Below are 19,395 nucleotides of genomic sequence, written 5' to 3'. Positions count from 1 at the left end.
CCGGCAATACCGCCGCACTTATCACCCAATCCTCACCCACCGCCACCCGGCCGCCATCATCACCAGCACAATCGTCACCCCCGCCGCCATATGCAGCAGGAAATCCAGCGGATGCACCTCCACCGGGTGGCAAAACGACAGCATCGTCAGCGCCATACAGGCAATGCCCGCCCCTGACGTCGCCAGCGTGCGCAGCGGGTATAGAGCTCGTGTGCGGCGCAGGTAGCCGATCATAATGACCATCATCGGCGTGCTCACCGCCATCATAAACGCGTAGCAGTTCACCTCATCGGGATGACTTTCCGGCGCGTGTGTCGTGCCGAGGCTAAAGATAACGCCGCCCAGCCAGAGCGCAATCAATGGTGCAAACCAGCGCCAGCCCAGCGGTTTTCGTCCGGCAATGCTCAGCAGGAAGGCGTTGCGTATCGCCAGTATGCCCATCACAAAAGCTACGGTCAGCTGTAGCGCCGCCAGCAGCGCACCGGACTGCGTCCAGTCGGTTGCCACCCGGTGAAACACCAGGCTGCTGAGCCAGCCACACGGCAGCGCCATCAGCAGCCAGGCGGCGACCCGCCGGTTGCTGGCCCAGGGGCGGCGTATCGGCCCGGCGTCGCGGCTTAGCTGGGCAATAAGAAGATCATGATCGGTCATGGTTCGCTCCCATCCGGCGAAGGTTGGTTAGTGCTCTGTGTAATAGCGATTTCACCGCCGAAACGCTTAAATTATGGCGGGCAGCGGCCTCGGCGAGGCTCATCTCCTGCAGGTGGATATGCTCCACAATTTGCCGCTGGCGCGAGGGAAGCTGGTCTAAGATCAGCGCCAGCGTTTCTTCTCGTTCATCCTCTTCCGGGATGTGTTCAGCAGCAGGCTCAACGGCCTCTTCCTCATCGGCTTCACGCCGCCAGTGGCGGCCACGTTTGCGCAGCGCGTCAACGGTGCGGGCCTGGGTGATGGCCATCAGCCAGGGTAAAAACGGACAGGCGGGATCGTAGGTGTGGCGCACCCGATGGACAGCCAGCAGAACGTCCTGGATGACGTCGTCAACCAGCACGCTGTCGGTAATCTGCTTACGGACTATCGCCCGAATCACCGGCACAATGGCCCGCAGCAGTTGGGTATAGGCATCGCGATCCCCCGCCTGCGCACTTGCCATCAGCGCAGGCCATGCTTCACGCGGCGCTAAACCGTTATCCATATTCCGCCATGCCCGTTACCTCATGCTTTTTTACCGGATGCCTGATTCAGGGCGTCGACCACAATCGTCGGGGTCAGCACCTGCGGCAGCACTTTCGGCGCGCTACCGTCCGCCGGGTAGACCACGTAGAGCGGCAAACCACCTTGCCCGAACGCGGTCATCGCGTCATCAATATCGGCGTTAAATTTGGTGGAGTCCGCCACCATGTAGATCGTGTTCGTGCTCGCCAGCGCCTGCTTCACCGCCGTTGTTGAGAGCGACGTGCGCTCGTTCACCTGGCAGGTAATGCACCATGAAGCGGTGAAATCGACAAAGATAGCTTTGCCATGCCCGCGCATCTCCGCCACCGTCTGCGGCGACCACTTCACGTGGGTAATGTTTTCTACACGCGCGAGTTCCGGCTGCGACGGCTGGACGTGCATCACGCCCGGCAGCGGGCTGACCGCAGCGATAAACAGCACCACCGTGACCGCCAGCAGCGCTTTATAGGATTGGCCGATATAGCGTCGGCGCTGGGCCATGCCGTACAGCCACGCGGCAAAGCTTACCACCACCGCACAAACCAGCATCGCTAACAGCGCGGTCGTCCCCGCCTGCTGCGTCAGCACCCACACCAGCCAGGCAAACGCCCCGAGCATCGGGAACGCCAGGCCGCGCTTAAGGATATCCATCCATGCGCCCGGTCGCGGTAGGCGTTTGGCGATAGCCGGGAACAGCGAGACCAGGGTAAACGGCGCGGCAAAGCCTATCGCCAGCGACAGGAAAATCGCCAGCGCGGCCATCGGCGGCTGCACCAGCGCGTAGCCTACCGCGCCTGCCATAAAGGGTGCCGAGCAGGGTGTCGCCACCACAATCGCCAACGCGCCGGTTAGCGCCGAGCGTACAAAAGCTCCGCTGCCTACCGAAATCTCCCCGGCTCGCTGTAACGACAAGCCGACTTCAAACACGCCGAGCAGGTTCAGCGACGCGCCCAGGATAATCAGCGCCAGTACGGCAATCACCATCGGCGACTGAAGCTGGAACCCCCAGCCGACGGCGGTGCCACCGGCACGCAGCGCCAGCAGTATGCCCGCCAGCACCAGCATGGTAAAAATCACGCCGAGCAAAAAGCCCAACCCTTCGGTACGCGCGCTTTTGGCATCGCCCTCATGGCGCAGAATGCCCAGCGCCTTCAGTGAAATGACCGGGAACACGCAGGGCATCAGGTTGAGGATAATGCCGCCGACAAAGGCGGCCAGAATGGCAGTTAACATAGCGTACCCCGGCGGCTAAATTACGAGTGCGATTGCGCGTACTGCTTCACGGCATCCATCGCTTTCTGGATGTGCTCATCAGGGTTGCGGTCGGTGTAGCTCATCAGGATTTTGCCGTCCGGGGCGATCACAAACGAGGTGCGGTCGGACAGCGTTTTGCCGTTCATCTGCATCAGCGTCTGGTACTGTGCCGCCACTTTCGCGCCTGGGTCTGCCGCCACGGCAAATTTATCCCGGCACTCCAGTTTTGAGAATTCATCCACCTGGTCGACGTTCCCGGCGGTCACGCCCACCACGGTTGCGCCGAGTTTTTTGAAATCATCGGTGGCTTCAGCAAAGGCGTGCGCCTCGAGGGTACAGCCTTTGGTGAACGCGGCCGGGAAGAAATAGAGCACCACCGGCCCTTTCTGCAACGCCTGTTGCAAGGAGAAGGTCAGCGGCTTGCCGCCGAGCGCGCCTTGCAGGCTGAAGTCCGGGGCTTTTGCACCCGGTTCAAGGGCGGCGTTCGCATTCACGGCGAAGAGAGAAAGGCTGAGTACGGCGGCGGCTGATAAGGCTTTTAAACGATTCATGGTCGACTCCATCAGGGGGATAAAGGTGCTCTGTACATAATAGTTCGCACGCTAAGGCCTGAAGGTTTCGGTCGGGGTAAAAAAATTTTGGGATCGAGCGGCCCCGGAGTCGGCGCGATGCGCCTCGTCCGGGCTACGGGTGTGCCCTCCGGCAATAGCGTTACGCCACGCTGCCCCACACCAGTAGTCCTTTATGGAATGTGGCACTACGCGGAGAGATCCGCGCCACGGCTTCCGCCGAGCACGAGGCGTCCACCAGCACAAAGCTGGCCTCATCCTGCGCCTTCGGCCACACGCGCTCGCCTTTGTCGTTCAGCGGCAGCACGTCGCCGGTGGCGAGGAACAGCGAGCGGGAGAGGTTCTGCTCGTTCGGGCGGATATAGAGCTGGGCGTAGAGGTTGGCTTTTTCGAACATGTCGCCCAGGCCGTACGGCGACCAGTGGTCGATCACGCTGTCGGTGCCGGTCATCAGCGTTACGCCTTTGTCGCGCAGCTGTTTGAGCGGCATATGCAGCGTGCCGATAGGTACCGTTGAAGCGATGGAGATCTGCTGCGCGGCCATGCGCGTGGCGATTTCATCCACCTGCCCTTCGTTCATCGTCGCCAGCGCGAAGGCGTGGCTGATGGTCAGCTTGCCCTTCAGCTCCGGCGTTTTCTCTACGGTTTCCACCATGTATTTCACCGCCGCCACGCCCGCGGGGCTGGTTTCGTGCAGGTGAATGTCCACTCCTTTGTGGTAGTCGATGGCAATCTGGAACATGGTGTCGAGGGACTTCTCCATCGCGCCGTCAACGTTAGTCGGATCCAGCCCGCCGACGTAGTGCGCCCCAGCCTGCATTGCTTCGCGCATCAGCGGTTCAGATTTCGATAACAGCAGGCCGTGCTGCGGGAAGGCAACGATTTCGCAGTCGAAACCGGCTTTGCGCCGTGCCAGCACCGCCTGCAGGTTTTCGAGGTTTTTCAGCCCCGAGACCGGCTCGATATTGCAGTGGCTGCGGGCGATGGTGGTGCCTTTTGATTGCAGCAGGTCAATCAGCTTTTCCGCGCGCTCCTGCGTGTACGGCTGGAGTTCAGGCAGCAGCTTTTGCTCGAGCTTGATCATATCCTGAATCGTGGTGCCTGCCGGGCGGTTGAGCGAGCGCCACGGGCCACCGTAGAAGGTTTTATCAAGGTGGATATGCATGTCGCGGGTGGTCGGCAGCATCAGCTTGCCGCCCGCGTCGTAGTGCGGCAACGTGGCGTCCGGGTGGCTTTTGTTGTCGCGCAGGGCCACGATTTTGCCGTCCTGAATTTCCACGGTCTGTTGCGCGGTGCGGGTATGCACGACGACCGCGCCCTCGTACTCAAAGCCCGTTTCAAGCAGCACGTTATCCAGATAGTAATGGCGGTCGGTAATGTTCATGGTTCCCTTCGTCTCGCAGACGGCAGCGCCAGAAGTCGCCGCATAGGCCATCGGTGCGGTTGCGCCAAACAGCGCGGCGGCGGTGACCATTTTGCCGCTATTGCTTAAAAACGCACGGCGACTGTTATTCTCTTTCATCGTCGTTCCTTATCAATGGACGATATGGGTGCCCGTTTCGCCGCGCAGGGCGGCAGGCAGGCATTCCGGCGTGGTGATAATCACCCTTTTCCCGCCGTGTTGTAAAAATTGCAGGCTGGCGACAATCTTCGGCAGCATACTGCCCGCCGGGAAGTGGCCTTCGTGCAGGTAGCGGGTCATGGTGGCGATATCCACCTGCCCCAGCGCCTGCTGTTCCGGTTTACCGAAGTGGATGCAGACCTTCTCTACGCCAGTGGTGATCACCAGAATGTCGGCGGCGATCTCGCGCGCCAGCAACGCGGTGGAGAGATCTTTGTCGATCACCGCATCAACGCTGTGGTAATCACCCTCTTCCCCCAGCACCACCGGAATGCCGCCGCCGCCCGCACCAATCACCAGGAAGCCTTTCTGCGCCAGCGCCTGAATAGCTTCAGACTCGACGATGCGTTTCGGCTCCGGGGAGGCCACCACGCGGCGATAGCCGCGCCCGGCATCTTCGACAAAGCGCCAGGTCGGGTTAGCGTTTAACAGTTCGTCACGCTGCTCGGCGCTGAAGAACGCGCCGATAGGTTTGGTCGGGTTGGCGAAGCCGGGATCGTTTTTATCCACTTCCACCTGGGTCACCACCGTCACCGCTTTTTGTTCGCCGCGTTTCGCCAGCCGGTTATTCAGCGCCTGCTGAATAAGGTAGCCGATACCGCCCTGGGTGTCGGCTACACAGTTGGCGAGCGGGGTCAGCGGTAGCCCTTCGCGCTCGTGGGCAATCTCCGCGCGACGCAGATCCAGCCCCACCTGCGGGCCGTTGCCGTGGGTCAGTACGATGTTGTAATCCGATGCCAGCATCTCCAGCACCGTGTCCGCGACCGCTTTCACCGCCTCTGCCTGATGTTCAATCGACTGGCTGGCGTTGTCTTTGATTATGCTGTTGCCGCCAATGGCAACGACCACAAGTTCTTTCATCGTGTAGGTTCCAGTGCAGAAGGTGATGTGATTATTGTTGTTAGGGTGGCCGTTGTAGCCCGGCCAAGCGAAGCGCCGCCGGGAGAACCCCGGGGTCGGCGTAAACGCCTCGCCCGGGCTACAACGTCAGGCGCAGTAACGTTCGCACCAGCTCAGAATCGCTTTTTCGAAGCAGGCGAACGGTGGATGCACAATCCCGGCGCCAATCATGCCGATGCCCGCATCTTTATGGGCAATGGCGGTGTTGATCACCGGCAGAATGCCGCTGCTGCCGACGCGGGTGATGTCGATAGCCGTTGGCACGCCCATAAAGCCGAGCAGCGGAATGGTGACGTTCGGGTTCTCGCCGAGGGTGATTTCGCGCATCTGGCGGGAGAAGTCGATAGCCTCTTCCACCGTGCCGCCCACCAGCGCCACAATTGCCGGGGCCGTGGCCATCGCAAAACCGCCGATGCCGTAGGTTTCGGTAATCGCGCTATCGCCGATATCCAGCCCTGAGTCTTCCGGCTTGTAGCCCGCGAACATTGGGCCGATAACCTGCTGCGCCGGGCCGGTGAACCACTGCCCCGGCAGGCCGCTGACCCGCAGGCCGAACTCGACGCCGTTACGCGCCATGGTGGTGACTACGGTGCTGTATTCGATGCCGTGCGCCGCGTCCATCGCCGCTTTACACATCGCCATCCACGTCGGGCCGGAGAAGTAGTCGCTGCTGGCGACAAACTCGAACACTTCGCGCTGCTGCTCAACCGAGTAACCGGCTTGAATAATCCCCGGCGTCAGCGCCTGAATCAGCAGCGTGGTGCCCGCGTTGTTGCGGTTGTGGCACTCGTCGCCCATGTGCAGCGCCTGCGCCAGCATTAAACGCAGATCAATCTCGCCGATGATCTTCATTGCATCACGCAGCATCGGGCCCTGCACGTCGCGCATCCAGTTCAGACGGTCGATCACGCTCTGGTCGTTAGCCCCCATGCGCAGGATCTTCGCCATCTGCTCGCTCATATTGGTATAAGCGATGTTGCCGTAGGTTTTATTCTCGACGATGTGCATAAACATCGACGCTGAGGTCACACCTGCCATCGAACCGACGCAGTCGTGCTCGTGGCACGGCGAGAAGGTGATTTCGCCGGAAGCCGCGAGCACCGCCGCTTCATCGATATCCTTCGCCAGCCCTTCAAACACCAGCGCCCCGGTCACCGCACCTTTCATCGCACCACACATTTTCTCCCAGGTGACCGGCGGGCCCGCGTGGAGGATAGTTTTCGGCGTCATGCCCGGCACCACGTTGATGGCCTGGTCAAAGCCAATCAGCACCGGGTGAGACTGAATAATGCGCTCCAGCGCCTGCTGGTTGGCGGCGGCGATTTTCTCCGCCAGTGGGGAATCGGCGATGCTGTCCAGCGCCTTCACCACCTGCATATTGCCCTGCCCCGGCGGCGTCCAGTCGAGCTGGGTGACGGCAACGTGCTGCTTTTTCAGGTCATCGCTGAACATGGCGATGCCGACGTTAATGACGTTCAGCGGTTGGGTAAACAGTGACTGGCTCATCAGGCTTCCTCCCCTTTGCAGATAAATTCACGCGCCAGCAAACCGGTATTAGTACTGCTACTGGCGAGGACAACGCCCGCGTCGGTCAGCATCTGGCGCTGTTTTTCCAGCGACGGCGTGTCAAGATCGGTGCCCAGCACGTAGGCAAGGATCACCAGCTCTCGGCCATCGGCGGCGGCGATCGCTTTCGCCTCCTTGATCGCCTCGATCGTTGAACCGACCGGATCTTCATGCGATCCAAAGCCCAGCACGAAATCCATCACGATCACGCCCACCTGCGGATCGCGCGCTTCCTGAATCAGGCGGCTGATGCGGTTGGTCGGGTCAATCATCGGGTGCGGCTTGCCGTTGGTGAAGTCGTCATCGCCGAAGTCGAGGAAGGTATGCTTCACGCTGCGGTTGATGTCCGCCAGGCGGAAGGCCGGGTCAGGTTGGATGTTGCTGTAGACGTCGCCGTGTTTTTCCATCACTGCGAACATGGTTTCATCGCACAGCGTGCCGCCGCAGAACAGGCCACGAATGTACTTCTGCTGCGGGGTCAGGCGTGAACGCACATCAGCAATCAGCGCCTGGTTCAGCGGATGCAGCTCTAACGATTCTTGCTTCACGCCGCTCAGCAGCACCGCTTTCAGCGCCGCCTCTTTGGTGCCGCGAGCGAACTGTAAGCCCTGCTCGTCAGCCGGTGGCTCAGCGCGGCCGAGGAAGCAGACCACCACCGGTTTGCGGCAGGCGCGAGCACGTTCCAGCACTTTGCGCGCCACGGCCGTAGCCGGTGGCTTGGAGACCAGCGCGATAATCTCGGTTTGCGGATCGTTTTCCAGCATGCCGATGGCGTCGAGCATCATCAGCCCGCCAATCTTCTCGCTGAGGTCACGCCCGCCGGTACCGATAAGCTGCGAAATACCGCCGCCAAAGTCATGAATACGAACGCTCAGCTCCTGGCTGCCGGTACCGGAGGCGCCAACAATACCGATATTGCCGCGACGCACCGCGTTGCCAAAGCACAGCGCCGCGCCGTTGATGATCGCGGTGCCGCAGTCCGGCCCCATCATCAACAGCCCTTTTTCGTGCGCCAGCTGTTTCAGCGCCAGTTCGTCTTCAATAGTGACGTTGTCGGAGAACAGCATTACGTTGAGGTCGTTTTGCAGCGCCTGACGCGCTTCGCGGGCGGCAAACAGACCGTTGACCGAAATCACCGCCAGGTTGCTGTCCGCCACGTGTTTTTTGGCGCTGGCAAGCGTGGCGTAGCGCGCTTCGTGCGAGCCGCTTTCCGCTTTTTTAGTGAACAACTCTTCAATGGCCGCCAGCGTCTGCTCGTTGTCCGCGCCGTCTTTGCCGTTGATGACGATCATCAGGTCGCCGTTTTTCGCATCATCCAGCTCAGTGGTTAACAGCCCGAGATTTTTCAGCACGCCCTTGTTCATCTCGGTGGCCATGGCCACGAACGCCTGCTCAACGCCGTCGAGCTTGTTGGCACGCGTGGAAATCGACATCAGCGAGACCGAATCAAAATACGTATTCTTCTTAATCACTATTTTGACTGACATAACTCCCTCCATAGGCTTGGCTCAGCGCGCAGGCATCCGCCATGCCATAAAGCATGTCGCAGCCGGAACTGGAGCCAATATTTTTAATACTGGCGATAGTCTGGGTAGAAATATGTTGCGGTTCATTAACCATGCCGTTAATAAACTCAAAAATCGTTTCGCGATAGCGCTGGGAAAAAGCCGCTTCCAGCGTAATAGCGCTTAATAAGGTGGTATTGTCACGCGCCACCGTGAGCGCGGAATAAAATGCATCACGATATTTATTTGCCGGGTGACCGTCGATAAATAAAACGGTGCTTAACCCCACTAAATAATCATCCGCCGACGGCGTCAGGCCAATACCTAGCCCCACTATATTGGCCACCGCCGAGGTTATTTCCCGGCCCTGTAATAACGCATTAAATAATGTTTTTCGCCGCTGCTGTAATGCCTCGGAGATAGCCTGATAAAACGGGTTATCCCCGCGCCACAGAAACAGCGTCTGGTTATCCTGTAATTGTTGATGAATCTCGTCGTGCCACCGCAGCCAGGGAATCTGCCGGAATCGTTCGGCGTTAAGCTGCGGTATCGTTGGCTGCCAGCGCTGGCAAGAAACGGTGTCCAGCCATTTATCCTCGCCAACCGTTATCCCTGTTGGGTGAAACTGAACCGTCTCACCGGGCCGGAACAAACCATCAAAGTGAGTGAGTGCTAACCTACAGCTGTTCGGGGCGTTGTCGTACGCGTCGCACAACAGCGTCAGCAACCGCTGCTGCGCCGGGAGATAAAGGTTTACCGCCCGGGAAAAGACCTGTTCGACCCGACCAGAGCCACGCTCCGAAAGAAAGTGCTCGTCCGCAGTTAGCGCTTGCACACACCGCCGTATTGGGGTGTCGATAGCGCGTCTCCTCTGTTACGCTCCGGCGGCTATCAGCAGCTGGGCAATTTCTTCGTAACCCTTCTCCCGCGCCAGTTCCAGCGGGGTTTTGCCGTATTTGTCGGTCATGTGCGGGCTGGCGCCGTGTTCCAGCAGCAGGCCGACAATCGTCTGCTGAGTTTCACCGCCGTCGTTGAGCACGATGGCCTCCAGCAGCGGTGTCCAGCCAACAAAGTTGGTGTGGTTGACGTTGATGTGGGTGCGATGCAATAGCTCTTTGACGATTTCAAGGTGCTCTTTTTCGCAGGCGGGCGTCAGCCCCACACCGCCAAAACGGGTTAAGCGATTTAAATCCGGGCGGGCCGGTAACAGTAAACGCAGCAGCGTTAAATCATTATTCAGACAGCTAATTAAAAAAGGGTTTAAACAGGTCTGGTCTTGTTTATTAATATCCGCACCGGCATCCAGCAAAGCCACCACGCAATCATATTTTTTATTCAGACTCGCCAGCGTAATGGCGGTTTGCCCCTGACGATTACAGGCATTAATATCGACGCCCTGATGCAGGCAGGATTTTAATTTCGTCAGTTCGCCTTGTTGCGCAGCCAATAGATAGTCAGCAATCAGATTGTTGTTGGTCATGTCAAATCCCCTGATTTTTGTGGCTGTTTTCGATGAAATGAGAATAGCAACGAAATAACTGGAAAAGAACCCGCTTAAATTTTATTCGCCATAACCTGCTTGATTAGTGAATTTAATTTAATAATCGATACAGACTGTGCGGTAGTGCACCGTTTATTTCTTTACCGCTATGCCCCTTAACTCAATCGGGTTTTCTTTCTATATAGTTTCAGTGCGTAACCACTACCACTACATGAGAGGAAACAACGATGAACGGACTCACCGCTACGGGCATTACCGTTGGAGTGTGTGCAGGTCTCTGGCAGATGGTGTCCTCGCAGGTTGGGCTGGCCCCAGGCTGGGAATTATTAGGTACGATTGGCTTTGTGGCGTTCTGCAGTTTTTATGCGGCGGGCGGCGGCAAGGCAGGTTTTGTGAAGAGCCTTTTTGTCAATTACTCCGGCGCCGTTTGGGCATTTCTCGCGGCAGCGGCCTCCGGCTGGCTGGCGTCAGTGAGCGGCCTGTCGCCCTTCTGGGCGGGCGTGGTCATGACGGTGCCGTTCTCCGCCGTGGTGGTCTGGCAGGGGCGATTCTGGCTCACCTCGTTTATCCCCGGCGGCTTTCTCGGCATGACGCTGTTTTTCGCCACCGGAATGAACTGGTGGGTCACGCTGCTGGGCTTTCTGGCGGGAAACTGCGTCGGGATTATCTCCGAATATACCGGGCGCAAGCTGAGCGAAGCCACCTCGAAAGAGGCCGCGTAGGCGGGTTTTAAAAGTTATTCAAAAATGGTTGCCCAATAATCACCTCAACCAATACATTCATCTCATTAAAGAGGCCCGATAAATAGCTGAACCGAGGAGCAGGTGAATGAACTCAATTTTTACGGAAGAGAATCTGCTGGCGTTCACCACCGCCGCGCGGTTTGGCAGCTTCAGTAAGGCGGCGGAGGAGCTGGGCCTCACTACCTCCGCCATCAGCTATACCATCAAGCGCATGGAGACGGGCCTCGACGTGGTGCTGTTTACCCGCAGCACCCGCAGCATTGAGCTGACCGAATCCGGGCGCTACTTCTTTCGCAAAGCCAGTGACCTGCTCAATGATTTCCACGCCATCAAGCGCAGCATCGACACAATCTCTCAGGGCATTGAAGCGCGGGTACGCATCTGCATTAACCAGCTACTCTATACGCCAAAGCATACCGCCCGGCTGCTGCAGGTGCTGAAAAAGCAGTTCCCCACCTGCCAGATAACCGTCACCACCGAGGTCTACAACGGCGTCTGGGATTCGATTATCAATAATCAGGCCAGCATCGCCATCGGCGCGCCGGATACCCTGCTCGACGGCGGCGGTATTGATTACACCGAAATTGGCGCGATCCGCTGGGCCTTTGCCATCGCCCCGTCCCACCCGCTGGCATTTATGCCGGAACCCATTGCCGAAAGCCAGTTGCGCCTCTACCCCAACATCATGGTGGAGGACACTGCGCACACCATTAATAAAAAGGTTGGCTGGCTGCTGCACGGGCAGGAATCCATTCTGGTGCCGGACTTCAACACCAAGTGCGAGTGCCAGATCCTCGGCGAAGGGATTGGTTTTCTGCCAGATTACATGGTGCGCGACGCAGAAGCACAGTCGCTGCTGGTCACCCGGAAAATCAACAACCCACGCCAGGACTCCCGCATGCTGCTGGCGACCCAGCACTCGGCCAACGGGCAGGTCACGCAGTGGATCAAACGGGAGTTTGGGCCTCAGGGGGTGTTAACCGGGATTTATGCGGATTTACTGCATCGGGAAGGATAGTCACCCTGCCCACGTGCGCAGGGTCTAGCGAGCGGCCAACAGCTTCAACCAGCTCACTAATTTCCATACCTGTGCGGAATGCGAGCCTTTAAATAAAACAATATCGCTATCCTGAATATCCTTAAGGTAAACTTTTTTAAATGCATCAACGTCATCCAGCAATATATATCGCTTATTTTCAGCCATCATGCTGGCATAGGACTGATATGTATTGCCAATAAGGTAAATCGCATCAATCTGGCTGTGATTAATATTCGCAATCAACGCACGATAATATTGTTGGTACTCATCGCCTAACTCAGCCATTTCGCCCAGCACCAGCACTTTTCTTCCCGGCAGGACTGATTCGCTCAGTTGTGCAACCGCCATCATCATGGAGCCTGGATTAGCGTTATAGGCATCATCAATAACCGTTAGCGGATGGGTCGCCACCGTCAGATGATTGACTTCGCCTCTACCCGGCAGCGCCTGGAAGCGGGTTAGCCTCGGCAGCGCCGCCTCGGGGGAATAGCCTAGCGAAGAGACGACGGCAAGCGTGGCGACGCTATTGAGCGCCATATGTAGGCCTTCCGCCTGCATCGTATAGTCGAGGCGCTGGCCAAAAATCTCTGCCGTCACGCTGAGAGTAACCGGGTCATAGGCTATCAGGCGGCAGTCGCACCCTTCCTGCTGGCCATAGGCCACGATTCGCAAATCCTGCTTCACCGCAGCCGCATAAATACAGTCCCACTCCTGCATCTCACGATTTAGCACCGCAATATCGCCAGGCTTCATGCCGAGAAAAATCATGGCCTTAGTGCGCGCAATATCATGCAGCGACTGGTTCTCCTTCAGATGAACCGCCTGAATATTGGTCACCACTGCCACGGTCGGCCTCACCATGCGCGCGCTGATATCCATGCGGCCAATCGCCATTTCCAGAACTACCTGCGGCGTATCCCAGGGCATAGAGGCGATATTCCACGCGATGCCGCGCGGCAGATTCGCATTTTGCATGCTGCCAAGAGACGGCCCCCACTCGGCAAGCGCGGCGGTAAGCATGGCAACACAGGTGGTTTTTCCCGCGCTCCCCGTCACACCAATCACGTTGCCCTGCATCCGATCGCGGGCATATCGCCCCATACTCAGCAGCGCTTCATTGCGATCGTCAACCAGATACACCGGTACATTGCTGTCGGCTGCCAGTTGGGCATTATCGATAATAAGAGCGGCTGGTGGGTATGGCAGCTTATCGAGTCGCTCTGCGATGACGCCGCCGACTTCGTTTTCCGCACGTACGCAAACCATATTGCCCGGTTGCATGGCCGGCGCAAAAATCGACACCCCTGTAGCCCGCCATCCTTCAGGTAGAGGGGTGAGCCAACGTCCCGGCGCAGCCTGCATTAGGGATTCAGCTGTCCAGCAGGCGTCGTCTAAAAGTCCTTTTTCATTTTGCTGATCCATTCTTTCTCCTGGAAAATGCGGTGCCATTCGCCATCAAATTATTTGCGCCCAATAGGGTTATTTTCTATTTTCAGGGCAATATAGTAAAAATGTAGAATACATAAATCGCAATACGTAATGTTATTTTGATACGATTAATCTCAGACAAGGGCGTCATTCCATGACAAGGAGCTTAAATGTCGCTAAGCCGTTTACTTACGTATGTGCGCCCTGAACTCGACGCATTTCATGCCGCCGCGCAACCGTCCCCCTTTCCAGGCTACATCCTCTTCCTCAGCGCCAGCAATGGCGAGGAACGTGCCTATACCGCCTATGCCTGCGGTCATTCGCTGGATGAAGCCTGGCTGCGCGCGGTAGACAATTTACAGCGCTGGGAGAACCAGCAGTCGCGGCCAGCGATCTGGCTACGTGCCGATCTGGTCAACAAAATTCAGACCCTGCGCTGGGATGAACTGCAGGATAAGCTCAGTAAGACCAAACGTAACTACTTCCGCTTTGGCTTGAGCTTCACACCTGATTTTACGCAACCCATTCTGGAGCAGGAAATTAACGCCAACGCGCTGCTGTATCACGGCAGCGAGGGGGTAGCGACGCCCAATGCCGCCAACCTGGCGCACTACGCACGCTGGCGTTTCGGGAACGCACTGCGCTGGCCGGATAAACCGGAACAGCTTATCTGGCGCTTCAACACCCGCAGCCTGTTCTGTGATGGTGGGAAGGTCTACCCCATCGAATCCAACGGCCGCAACGCTGGCTATCGCCAACTGTCGCACTGGCAGGAAGAGGCGCTGGAGCCGATGATTTTCTCTGCCACCGACTATCTGGCACGCCAGGTAAAAAAATCGGGCCGCTATCATTACGGCTGGTTCCCGTGCTTCGACCGCGCGATCCCAACCTATAACACCCTGCGCCATGCCAGCTCAACCTATGCGCTGCTCGAAGGCTGGGAGGTGACGCAGGATAAAACCCAGTTTGCCGCCATTGAGCGCGCGCTGCATGACCTGTCGACCGAGCTTATTGCCACCCGCACGCTCCCGGACGGCAGCGAAGCTGACTTCCTGACAGATACGGGCGGCGAGATTAAACTGGGCGGTAATGCAGTCTGTATTCTGGCGATGGTTAAGTACACCGAACTGACCGGTGATGAGCGCTATCTCCCGCAGATGCAGCGTCTGGCTAACGGTATCGGTTTTATGCAAAAACCGGATACCGGCGGTTTTAACCACGTTTTGCACGCCGCCGATCTGTCGCTGAAGGCCGAGCACCGCATCATCTATTACGATGGCGAAGCCACCTTCGCATTGATGCGTCTGTATGGCCTGACAAAAGCCCCCCGCTGGCTGACCATCGTTGAGCGCGCCATGGATCACTTTATCGAGCAGAAACACTGGCAGGCCCACGACCACTGGCTAAGCTACTGTGTAAACGAGCTCACGCTGTATCGCCCGCTTGCGCGCTACTATCAGTTCGGCCTGGACAACGTTCGTGATTACCTGGATTTCGTGCTTCAGCGAGTTACCACCTACCCCACGCTGCTGGAATTGATGATGGCGGCCTCGCATATGCTGGCGCGCCTGGCCGAGTCCGAGCACCGGCAACTGCTCGAGGGCTTCGATATGGAGAAATTTAATCTGGCGCTGGAGACGCGAGCGCGCTACCTCGCGAACGGCTTCTTCTGGCCTGAACTGGCCATGTTCTTCAAAAAACCATCCCGTATTGTGGGGAGCTTTTTTATTCGTCACCACAGCTTCCGGGTACGTATCGACGACGTAGAGCACTACCTCTCTGGCTACGTTGCTTACCGCAAACGCTGGCGCAGCCAGCATGGCATTAAGGCGTAATTTCGTGATGCTGAGCGTCCCTTAAATGAGGCTCCCTGACGTATTCTACTGGAAGCGCTGGCTATCGTTATGCCTGGCCCTGCTTCTGTTTGTGCCGCTACAAATTGGTGCGGGCTGGGACTTTAATACCATTAATTCCCGAACCCGGCAGCTTTACGGCCCGGCGACACCGACCGCGCAGCGTAATATCGACGCCTGGGAAATGTTATTGAAGCAGCCGCCGGCTGGCGATATTCATACCACCCTGAACCGCGTAAACCAGTTTTTTAATTCGCGGATCCGCTTTGTTGATGATATGACGGTATGGGGCCAGGAAGATTATTGGGCGACGCCGGTAGAAGCCCTGCGTAAAGGCGCAGGAGATTGTGAAGACTACGCGCTGGCGAAATATTTCACCCTACGCGAATTAGGCGTTCCTGCCAGCCAATTAAGAATTACCTATGTTAAAGCATTACAATTAAATCAGGCACATATGGTCGTCACCTGGTATTCGAGCCCGGATGCAATTCCGCTGGTTCTCGATAACCTCAAACCCGCCATATTGCCCGCCTCCGCCCGTAGCGACCTGCTCCCCGTCTATTCATTTAATGGCGAGGGTTTGTGGATACCACAGGCAAGCGGCAGCAAGCGCGTCGGCGACAGTACAAGACTCTCTCGTTGGCAGGATCTTCTCACCAGGATGCGTGCAGAAGGGTTTGTAATTAATGAATAGGAAGCGGTCATGTCCCTCTATAAACAGCTACTGATTGGCATCTGCCTGTTTACGTTGACGATTTTCTGCGGCAACTTTTTTGCCACGCTGGAAAGTTCGCGTGAACAGTACCACAACCAGCTAAGCGCGCATGCTCAGGATGCCGCCACGGCGCTGGGGCTCTCGCTGACCGCGCATATTGACGACCCGGTGATGACAGAACTGATGGTGAACTCGATTTTTGATAGCGGCTACTTCTACCGCATTCAGGTCGTGGATATCAAAACCGGCAAGCCGATTATTGAACGTCAGAACGTCCCACCTAGCGCCAATGTCCCAGGTTGGTTTGTGCGTATGGTGCATCTGAATCCAGGCCAGGGTGAAGCCGTGGTCATGCGCGGCTGGACGCAGGCCGCACGCGTTGAGGTTATCAGCCACCCCATGTTTGCCCTCGCGCGCCTGTGGGGCACGCTGGTTGCGAGCTTCCTGTGGCTGACGGGCTGTAGCGTGCTGTGCATTCTCGGTGCGATGTTCCTGCTGCGTAACCGTCTGCGCCCGCTGAATTACATCGTCGAGCAGGCGATGGCCATCAGCCGTCGCGAATTCCTGAGCCTACCTGCGCTGCCCAAAACGCCGGAACTGCGCCGAGTGGTTGAAGCCACGAACATGATGGTCACCCAGCTCAAAGCTCTGTTCAGCGAGCAGGCGCAACGCACGGAAACGCTTCGCCAGGAAGCCTACAACGACAGCCTGACCGGCCTGAACAACCGCCGGTCGTTTGATATTAAATTCCAGACGCGCCTGAGCGATGAAGAAAGTGCCGACGGCAACCTGATAGTGCTGCGCGTTCAGGACCTGATGGGCCTGAACCAGCGACTCGGCGGAGCCAATACCGATAAACTACTGCAGGCCGTCGCCGGGATCCTCGACGCTCTCCAGCAGCGCTTTTTCCACAGCGAAGGCTTTGTCGCCCGCGTGCGCGGTGGTGAGTTCGCCCTTATCACCGCACCGGTTCTGCCTAAAGAGATGGACAGCTTCGCCAGCTCACTCAATACCCAGTTGAAGGCGCTGTATGAAACCGGGCTGAGCGACGTCAACCCGGTTGCCCACTTCGCCGCCGTAGCTTTCCACTACGGTGATTCCCCGCAAATGCTGCTGCGCCAGGCGGATCAGATTCTGGTTGCGGCAGAAGCGGATATGCGCACCTTTGCCGACCCAGACCTCGCGGCACAACAGGAGCCGGATGAAGATCACCACGACTGGCACAAGCGCCTGAGCGCGATTCTGGATAAAGAGGCTTTCGAGCTTTATTCACAGCCGGTATATCAGTGCAACAATCAACACGTTGTTCTGCATAGAAAAATACTTGCTCGCATCAAAGATGAAGAGGGTGAAATTATCCCTGCGGGTCGCTTTATTCCCTGGGTGCGTCGCTTGGCTCTGGGCCGTCGAATGGACGTCGTAATGCTCAAACAGACCCTGCGCGCGATGGAACACAGTACCGATGCGTTCGCCCTCAGCATCAGCGGGGAGAGCGTGGCAGACGACGCCAGTCTGAACGCCCTGCTCCAGCCGTTGAAAACCGCACGTCATCTGGCGCCACGGCTCACGCTGGAGCTGGATGAAAACGAACTGCCTGAGCCAGAGCGCGTCAGCATTCTGGTGAAAAAATTGCAGGATCTCGGCTGTGGTCTGGGCATCCAGCACTTTGGCGGCCGCTTCCACCTGATTGGCAACCTGCCGCAGTGGGGGCTTGCCTGGATCAAAGTTGATGGTGGCTACATCCATCACATCAACGAAGAAGAAGATAAAAAACTATTTATCGAGGCCATTTACTGGGCGACACGGCAGATCAATCTGCCGCTCATCGCCGAACGTGTTGAAACGGAAGGTGAGCTGGCGGTGCTGGAGAAAATCGGCCTGTACGGCGCAATGGGCCGTTACTTTAGCGATGCCAGCACATTACATTAACTCTCAGGAGAGAAGCCATGCACTTTATTGAACGTGATGGTGAAGGACGGATCGTTCGGGTTGAGACCGTTGCCTTCGCCGGAATGACCGAGCAGAGCGAAGTGGCCACCGCGGAAATCAGCGAATGGCTAAAAGTAGAAAGCATTCGTGCGGCAACAATACAGCAGTTGCAGCAGAGTGACCTCAACATGATCCGCGTACTGGAAGACCTTATCGAAGTGCTGATGAGCAAGGGAATCATCAGCATTACCGACCTACCGCCTGCCGCGCAAAGCAAACTGCTTAACCGTGCCCAGGCACGTCAAACGCTGAGCGGGCTGGAAGGTCTCATCGGCGATGACGATGAAAGACTGATTTAACGCTCGCTTATCCTCACTATTTCAGGCACATGATTTTGTGCCTGAAATATAATTAGCCTTAAAACCATCATAAAATCCTGTCTATACCTACCAATTCTTTACAAGACATTTCCATTGAAACAACATTAAAATCAAAGAATATTCTTTCCACCAACTTTATTCTCAAATAAGAATAACGCGTACCATTCGTAATACTGTTATTACGATGATGAAAGATAAGAAATATTAATTATATAAGCCAGACGGCCTGGTCCGTAAAGGCGAGTAGTCTTTGTATTCAATCAATATTTGCGTGGTACAGGAATTACCCGTAGAAATGAAGGAGAGCGCGGATGAACGGTATAGCCGGAACCATCAAAACAATCATTGGTCAGGTTTTTGCTATTTCGCCAGATGGCAGCAGACGACTGCTGACTGAAGGCGATCGAATCCTGACTGGCGAACAGATAGAAACTGGCGCAGCCGGCGCCGTTACCATTGCTCTCCCAAATGGAAAAAGCCTGGATCTCGGCCGCGACAGTCACTGGGACAGTGCCCAGAATGCCTTACTTTCCCCAGAGACGGGCGATCAAACCGACATCGCGGCCATACAGCAAGCCATTGCCGATGGCCAGGACCCCACGCAAATACTTGAAGCGACCGCCGCTGGCCCGCAATCTCCTTCCGGCAGCGGTGAACCCGGCGCCGGTGGCGCGCACACGCACGTCATCCTCGATCTGACCGGTGAAAGAGTCGACCCTACAGCCGGATACCCAACTGAAGGTATCGACTTCCCCCATACGCCAATAGAAGAAGAACTCACGGTTCTTGATCGATCTGATGCAGTAGGCGGGGACACAGATTCTGATGCGGATGCGGACGCCGATGCCGATGCAGACACCGATGCTGATGCCGACGCCGATGCGGACGCCGACGCAGATGCCGACGCGGATGCCGACGCCGACGCGGATGCCGACGCCGATGCTGATGCAGACGCCGATGCCGACTCGGATGCTGATGCAGATGCGGATGCCGACGCAGATGCAGACGCCGATGCCGATGCGGATGCCGACGCGGATGCTGATGCAGATGCCGATGCCGACTCGGATGCCGATGCGGATGCTGATGCCGACGCCGATGCTGATGCAGACGCCGATGCCGACTCGGATGCTGATGCAGATGCGGATGCCGACGCAGATGCAGACGCCGATGCCGATGC

19 protein-coding genes are annotated in these 19,395 nt (G+C 57.3%); 7 read left to right on the top strand and 12 right to left on the bottom strand.

The features are described 5' to 3' along the window. Positions 1-21 precede the first annotated feature (21 nt). The 10 genes from HII27_RS20315 to HII27_RS20270 all read right to left on the bottom strand — a co-directional run bounded on the left by HII27_RS20315 (position 22) and on the right by HII27_RS20270 (position 10,110). Positions 22-651, bottom strand: a complete 630-nt coding sequence (locus tag HII27_RS20315; protein WP_185669281.1) for an NrsF family protein — start codon at positions 649-651, stop codon at positions 22-24. Beyond that, the gene (locus HII27_RS20310) at positions 638-1,195 is read right to left on the bottom strand and encodes a sigma-70 family RNA polymerase sigma factor (RefSeq protein ID WP_185669280.1); all 558 of its coding nucleotides are present in this window, start codon (positions 1,193-1,195) and stop codon (positions 638-640) included. Before HII27_RS20310 ends, HII27_RS20315 begins: the two co-directional genes overlap by 14 nt. A 20-nt stretch (positions 1,196-1,215) precedes the next feature. Then, entirely contained in the window at positions 1,216-2,448 is a 1,233-nt protein-coding gene (locus HII27_RS20305) for a protein-disulfide reductase DsbD family protein (protein ID WP_185669279.1), read from the bottom strand. 20 nt (positions 2,449-2,468) lie between these two features. Then, positions 2,469-3,020: a peroxiredoxin gene (locus tag HII27_RS20300; RefSeq protein ID WP_223883256.1), complete on the bottom strand. Its 552-nt coding sequence runs from the start codon at positions 3,018-3,020 to the stop codon at positions 2,469-2,471. Between the two features lie 160 nt (positions 3,021-3,180). Further along, a complete protein-coding gene (locus HII27_RS20295) occupies positions 3,181-4,560 on the bottom strand; it encodes an amidohydrolase family protein (RefSeq protein ID WP_185669277.1) in 1,380 nt (459 codons plus the stop codon). A 12-nt stretch (positions 4,561-4,572) separates the two neighbouring features. Beyond that, on the bottom strand, positions 4,573-5,520 hold the full coding sequence (locus HII27_RS20290; protein ID WP_185669276.1) for a carbamate kinase family protein: 948 nt from the start codon (positions 5,518-5,520) through the stop codon (positions 4,573-4,575). A gap of 126 nt (positions 5,521-5,646) precedes the next feature. Next, positions 5,647-7,065, bottom strand: a complete 1,419-nt coding sequence (locus HII27_RS20285) for a YlbE family protein (protein WP_185669275.1) — start codon at positions 7,063-7,065, stop codon at positions 5,647-5,649. Further along, the gene (fdrA, locus tag HII27_RS20280; RefSeq protein ID WP_185669274.1) at positions 7,065-8,612 is read right to left on the bottom strand and encodes an acyl-CoA synthetase FdrA; all 1,548 of its coding nucleotides are present in this window, start codon (positions 8,610-8,612) and stop codon (positions 7,065-7,067) included. Before fdrA ends, HII27_RS20285 begins: the two co-directional genes overlap by 1 nt. Further along, positions 8,590-9,465, bottom strand: coding sequence for a DUF2877 domain-containing protein (locus HII27_RS20275; RefSeq protein WP_185669273.1), 876 nt, complete (start codon positions 9,463-9,465; stop codon positions 8,590-8,592). Before HII27_RS20275 ends, fdrA begins: the two co-directional genes overlap by 23 nt. A 39-nt stretch (positions 9,466-9,504) precedes the next feature. Beyond that, positions 9,505-10,110: an ankyrin repeat domain-containing protein gene (locus tag HII27_RS20270; RefSeq protein ID WP_185669272.1), complete on the bottom strand. Its 606-nt coding sequence runs from the start codon at positions 10,108-10,110 to the stop codon at positions 9,505-9,507. Between the two features lie 248 nt (positions 10,111-10,358). On the opposite strand from HII27_RS20270, the gene HII27_RS20265 reads away from it, so the two are divergent. Together HII27_RS20265 and HII27_RS20260 are read left to right on the top strand one after the other, a co-directional pair. Further along, on the top strand, positions 10,359-10,853 hold the full coding sequence (locus tag HII27_RS20265; RefSeq protein WP_185669271.1) for a DUF1097 domain-containing protein: 495 nt from the start codon (positions 10,359-10,361) through the stop codon (positions 10,851-10,853). A 106-nt stretch (positions 10,854-10,959) separates the two neighbouring features. Then, positions 10,960-11,892: a LysR substrate-binding domain-containing protein gene (locus HII27_RS20260; protein ID WP_185669270.1), complete on the top strand. Its 933-nt coding sequence runs from the start codon at positions 10,960-10,962 to the stop codon at positions 11,890-11,892. A 24-nt stretch (positions 11,893-11,916) separates the two neighbouring features. Here HII27_RS20260 and HII27_RS20255 read toward each other — a convergent pair whose 3' ends face one another. Continuing rightward, entirely contained in the window at positions 11,917-13,335 is a 1,419-nt protein-coding gene (locus tag HII27_RS20255; protein WP_185669269.1) for a UDP-N-acetylmuramoyl-tripeptide--D-alanyl-D-alanine ligase, read from the bottom strand. Between the two features lie 176 nt (positions 13,336-13,511). Here HII27_RS20255 and HII27_RS20250 point away from each other — a divergent pair, with 176 nt between their 5' ends. From HII27_RS20250 to HII27_RS20235, 4 genes are read left to right on the top strand one after another with little or no spacing between them, the layout of a single operon-like run. Next, on the top strand, positions 13,512-15,176 hold the full coding sequence (locus tag HII27_RS20250; protein WP_185669268.1) for a Mur ligase: 1,665 nt from the start codon (positions 13,512-13,514) through the stop codon (positions 15,174-15,176). Between the two features lie 25 nt (positions 15,177-15,201). After that, positions 15,202-15,888, top strand: coding sequence for a cysteine protease LapG (gene lapG / locus HII27_RS20245; RefSeq protein WP_185669267.1), 687 nt, complete (start codon positions 15,202-15,204; stop codon positions 15,886-15,888). Between the two features lie 9 nt (positions 15,889-15,897). Then, entirely contained in the window at positions 15,898-17,838 is a 1,941-nt protein-coding gene (gene lapD, locus HII27_RS20240) for a cyclic di-GMP receptor LapD (RefSeq protein WP_185669266.1), read from the top strand. A 17-nt stretch (positions 17,839-17,855) separates the two neighbouring features. Beyond that, positions 17,856-18,197: a tryptophan synthase subunit beta gene (locus HII27_RS20235; RefSeq protein WP_185669265.1), complete on the top strand. Its 342-nt coding sequence runs from the start codon at positions 17,856-17,858 to the stop codon at positions 18,195-18,197. A 281-nt stretch (positions 18,198-18,478) separates the two neighbouring features. Here HII27_RS20235 and HII27_RS27370 read toward each other — a convergent pair whose 3' ends face one another. Beyond that, the gene (locus tag HII27_RS27370) at positions 18,479-18,721 is read right to left on the bottom strand and encodes a hypothetical protein (protein ID WP_263407172.1); all 243 of its coding nucleotides are present in this window, start codon (positions 18,719-18,721) and stop codon (positions 18,479-18,481) included. Between HII27_RS27370 and HII27_RS27550 the strand changes: the two genes are divergently transcribed. Beyond that, positions 18,605-19,395, top strand: a 791-nt coding sequence (locus HII27_RS27550; RefSeq protein ID WP_396401768.1) for a retention module-containing protein, incomplete at its 3' end; no start/stop codon positions are given. The genes HII27_RS27370 and HII27_RS27550 overlap by 117 nt on opposite strands.

It is taken from the genome of Kluyvera sichuanensis, assembly GCF_014218705.1.
Lineage (GTDB): Bacteria > Pseudomonadota > Gammaproteobacteria > Enterobacterales > Enterobacteriaceae > Kluyvera > Kluyvera sichuanensis.
This window is presented reverse-complemented; position numbering and strand designations above follow the sequence as displayed.